Origin of the sequence: Kitasatospora sp. NPDC093558 (genome assembly GCF_040683475.1) — a bacterium.
Taxonomy (GTDB): Bacteria; Actinomycetota; Actinomycetes; order Streptomycetales; family Streptomycetaceae; genus Kitasatospora.
On the sequence record NZ_JBFBDY010000194.1, the window covers coordinates 7,620 to 11,173 of the forward strand.

Here is a 3,554-nt window from a genome sequence, read left to right on the forward strand (position 1 = left end):
CGGTTCTCGGGGGCGTGGCACCCCCGGCGGGGGGGAACCCCCGCGGCCGCATCGATCAGTTGGGGCAACCCCCACCCCGTCAGCGTTTCACGAACCAGCCGCCGCGCCTGCCCGACCGACTCTGGCCAGTACGGCAGGCAGATGGTCACCGGTCCGCCGTACAGGTCGACTCGCGCGCCCACGTCCCGCTGGAGCGTGGCATCGCGCCTCGCAATGGTCGAGAGGACGGTCATCAGCATTCTCCTTAGCGGCTGGGTGGGCCCCAGTGCACGCGACAGCATTGCTGGCCCGGATGAGTGGAGCGGGGCTCGCACGGTGCGGTGTGGTCAGGCTTCTTGATGAATAGGCAACTGCATCTCGGCGAGCTCCGGTTCGGTGTGAGCCACCCGCGCATGGTTTATGCAGATCCCGCATTACAGGCCGTTCCGCTGCGGCTACGCTCGGCACATCGGAGTTTGATCGGCGCTGGCAGGAGGAGCTATGTCGCGGACGACCAAAGGACATTCCGCGGCGAGCCGGATCGGCGAGGTGATTCGCAGGGCTAGGGCGCTCAGTGGCCGATCGCAGGCGGAGGTGGCTTCCGAGCTGGGCTACCACCAGTCGAAGATCAGCCGACTGGAAAACGGCAAGGGGACGCAGGACATGGTCGTCCTGCGAGCTGTCGCGGCGGTACTCGACATCCCCCTGGCGACCTTTGGCCTCACACCTCCAACCAGCACGGACAGCAGGAAGGACGACATGCACCGTCGTAACTTCCTGGCTGCGGGTGTTGTCGCGCTTGCGGTTCCAGCAGGTCCTCCCAGTACCGGCATGGAGCTGATCCAGGAGCTTTTGCCCGGACCGGTACTCACCGATAGGGCGCCAGAGCCACCAGCCGTGCTCGCAGCTCGGCTGTCCCAGGCACGCGGACACTTCTATTCCTGCCGCTACGCCGAACTGGAAGCAGCTCTGCCACGGTTGATCGGCGACCTCCGTCAGGCCCAGAACGCTGCCCGGGGCGACGACCGGGCCCTCTCGGGCATGCTCGCGACGGCCTACCAGACCGCAGTGAGCCTGCTGCTCAAGCTCGGTGATCAGGGCAACGCCTGGCTCGCGGTCGGTCGGGCTATGGCTGAGGCTGAGCGGAGCTGCGACCCGGTGGTGATGGCTTCCAGCGTCCGCGTCCAGGTTCACGTCCTTGCCCGGGACCGGCACACCGGCCCCGCCATCAGCCTCGTTCGGCACACTGCAGACCAACTCGCCGGCGGCTACGACCGTAGATCGCCCCGGTATCTCGCAGCATTCGGGCTCATGCTCCTCCGTGGCGTGACCGCAGCGAGCGCGGGCGGCGATCGTGCGACGACTGCGGAGCTACTCGCCGAAGCGCAGACTGTCGCGCGATACGTCGACCTTGACGGCCCCGACTCCTGGGCGAACTTCAGCCGTACGAACGTCGCGCTTCATGCAGTCAGCTCGGCTGTGGTTCTCGGCGATGCTGGCGTGGCCCTAGAGACAGCACAGCCGTTGATGCGCCGTCGCATTCCCGTTCCGGAGCGGCGGGCCGCGCTCTGGGTGGACGCCGCCCGTGCCTACAGCCAACAAGGAAGGCTGGCTGAGGGATACCAAGCACTCAGGATTGCCGAGAGTTGCGCGTCCGAGGACATTCGTCGGCGGCCGAGCGTTCTGGAACTGGTCGGTGACATGGCCGCGCGCGACCGGCGCGGTACCGTCCCAGAACTTCGTCGTTTCTGCCAGGAGCTGGGAGTCCAGATTTGACCGAGCACCGCAAGCCGTTCCTCTACGTCGTCGTCTGCGCCTCGGGCATCGCCGACGGGGTCGGCGAACTGATCACCGCTGCCCATACAGAGGGTTGGGGTGTCGGCGTCATCGCGACCCCAAACGGGCTCGGCTTCATAGATCAGGAAGCCATCGAGGTCCAGACCGGCTACCCGATCCGCTCCGCCTGGCGTACGCCGAGCATCCCGCAGCCGTTGCCTCCGGCCGATGCCATCGCCGTGGCTCCCGCCACCTTCAACACCATCAACAAGTGGGCCGCAGGCATCTCCGACACGCTCGCACTCGGCATCCTGTGCGAGGCGTACGGGCTCGGGATCCCCGTGGCCGTGCAGCCCTACGTCAACTCCGCCCAGGCCGCCCACCCGGCGTACGCGGAGAGTCTGGCCCGGCTCCGGTCGATGGGCGTTCTGCTCGGCAACTACGTGCCCCACAAGCCCAAGTCCGGCGGCGGCCGGGCCAATTACGACTGGACTCACGTCCTTGACCTCCTCCGCCCCGTGGTGCGCACAACGTGAGGCCCGCACCCACCGACACCGACGCCTGGTACGCCTACCGGGTCGAGGGAAACGCCCGCCAGGCGCGAAAGCGCGTGTCGGCGGAGGTGATCCTGCGCGACCAGACCGGTTCGGGCTACATCGGCAGGAAGCTGGAGGGCGTCAAGGTCCGCCTTGCCCCGCTCATGGCCGATAGGCGGGCATCTGTACTGCACCAGCAGATCTCGGCGCTTGAAAGCGCTGTCTGATGAAGGAGTCACGAATGTCGGCTGACGGACGAATCTTCCGCGAAGCGTGGATCGCGGGCGTGTCCAAGCACTACCCGGGCGAACCGAAGGCGGGCTATGTCGCCCCGTGGGACGAGACCCCCGAGTGGGAGCGAGAGTGCGCCGCCGCCGTATTCGGCCAGGTCCGCGACTTCATCAGCGTGAGCGGCGGGAACACGTCCAAGCTGACCCGGGAGCAGAAGGGCCGCTTCGTCGCGACGTGCTGGATCGCCCAGATCCACAAGCACATCGAGAACCCGAAGCCGGGCTACGTCGCCGACTGGGTCGACCTGCCGTCCTGGCAGCAGGAGACCGACGCGGACATCTTCGAGGCGATCGAGCAGGCCCGTTCCTGAATGCAGGGCCCAGCCCCTCATCTCCTGCACGGTTGGCGAGGGGCTGGGCCCTGGTGTAGCCCTGTACTGCTCCTCTTCCTCCGGGGGTGGCAGCGGGACGGAGCCGGAATGCCTACCTCGCCGAGGGGAACGCCAAGCTAGCGCGAAAACGCCGGCGTTCCGGAGCGACCCGGTCGTGCGGTAGCCACCAGCGGCCCGCGCCCTCTGCTCGGCGCCCGAATTCGCCTGCCCCGTGCGTGCAGTGTCCGTGGATACTGCGGGATGACGACGGCGCCTCCGCCGAGAGCCTGTGCCCAGTGGTCGGCGAACTGGTCGGGCGCGCGCGGCGCGCGCGGGCGGCCGGCGAGTTGCTGTACTGCTGGACGTGTCTCCGAACCGACCGAACCGGTCGGGCCGGTACGGTGGCGCCGGGCCGTTGCTCGGTGTCCGTACCAGTGTCATGATCACGTGGGCGGGGGCTGCACGGGGCGTGAGCGTGAGGGGCTGGAGCCGATGGGGATGACGTTCGGGGTGCTGGGTCCGCTGGTGGTGGCCGTGGACTCGGAGCCGCAGGCGTTGCCCCGGGCGGCGGTGCTGCGCGGGCTGCTGGGCGCGCTGCTGCTCGCCGAGGGCGAGCGGCTGTCGGCCGCGCGGCTGCTGGAGCTCGTGTGGGCCGGGCAGGC

4 protein-coding genes and 1 pseudogene are annotated in these 3,554 nt (G+C 68.3%); 4 read left to right on the forward strand and 1 reads right to left on the reverse strand.

Translation table 11 applies throughout. The features are described from left to right. Positions 1 to 233: pseudogene (locus AB0O00_RS19475) on the reverse strand (hypothetical protein); the annotation flags it as partial. A gap of 247 nt (positions 234 to 480) precedes the next feature. Here AB0O00_RS19475 and AB0O00_RS19480 point away from each other — a divergent pair. From AB0O00_RS19480 to AB0O00_RS19495, 4 genes are read left to right on the forward strand one after another with little or no spacing between them, the layout of a single operon-like run. Then, the gene (locus AB0O00_RS19480; RefSeq protein ID WP_363653371.1) at positions 481 to 1,755 is read left to right on the forward strand and encodes a helix-turn-helix transcriptional regulator; all 1,275 of its coding nucleotides are present in this window, start codon (positions 481 to 483) and stop codon (positions 1,753 to 1,755) included. Continuing rightward, positions 1,752 to 2,291 carry a flavoprotein gene (locus tag AB0O00_RS19485; RefSeq protein ID WP_363653373.1) on the forward strand — a complete coding sequence of 180 codons (540 nt, stop codon included), beginning with the start codon at positions 1,752 to 1,754 and terminating at the stop codon, positions 2,289 to 2,291. Before AB0O00_RS19480 ends, AB0O00_RS19485 begins: the two co-directional genes overlap by 4 nt. After that, complete coding sequence (locus AB0O00_RS19490; protein ID WP_363653375.1) at positions 2,288 to 2,518, forward strand: hypothetical protein; 231 nt, start codon at positions 2,288 to 2,290, stop codon at positions 2,516 to 2,518. The genes AB0O00_RS19485 and AB0O00_RS19490 overlap by 4 nt, the downstream gene beginning before the upstream one ends. A gap of 14 nt (positions 2,519 to 2,532) precedes the next feature. Further along, positions 2,533 to 2,892: a hypothetical protein gene (locus AB0O00_RS19495; protein ID WP_363653377.1), complete on the forward strand. Its 360-nt coding sequence runs from the start codon at positions 2,533 to 2,535 to the stop codon at positions 2,890 to 2,892. Positions 2,893 to 3,554 lie beyond the last annotated feature (662 nt).

Excerpts from the sequence above, each read along its gene's own strand:
- AB0O00_RS19495 (WP_363653377.1), top strand. The coding sequence starts at position 2,533 with ATGTCGGCTGACGGACGAATCTTCCGCGAAGCGTGGATCGCGGGCGTG.
- AB0O00_RS19480 (WP_363653371.1), top strand. The coding sequence starts at position 481 with ATGTCGCGGACGACCAAAGGACATTCCGCGGCGAGCCGGATCGGCGAG.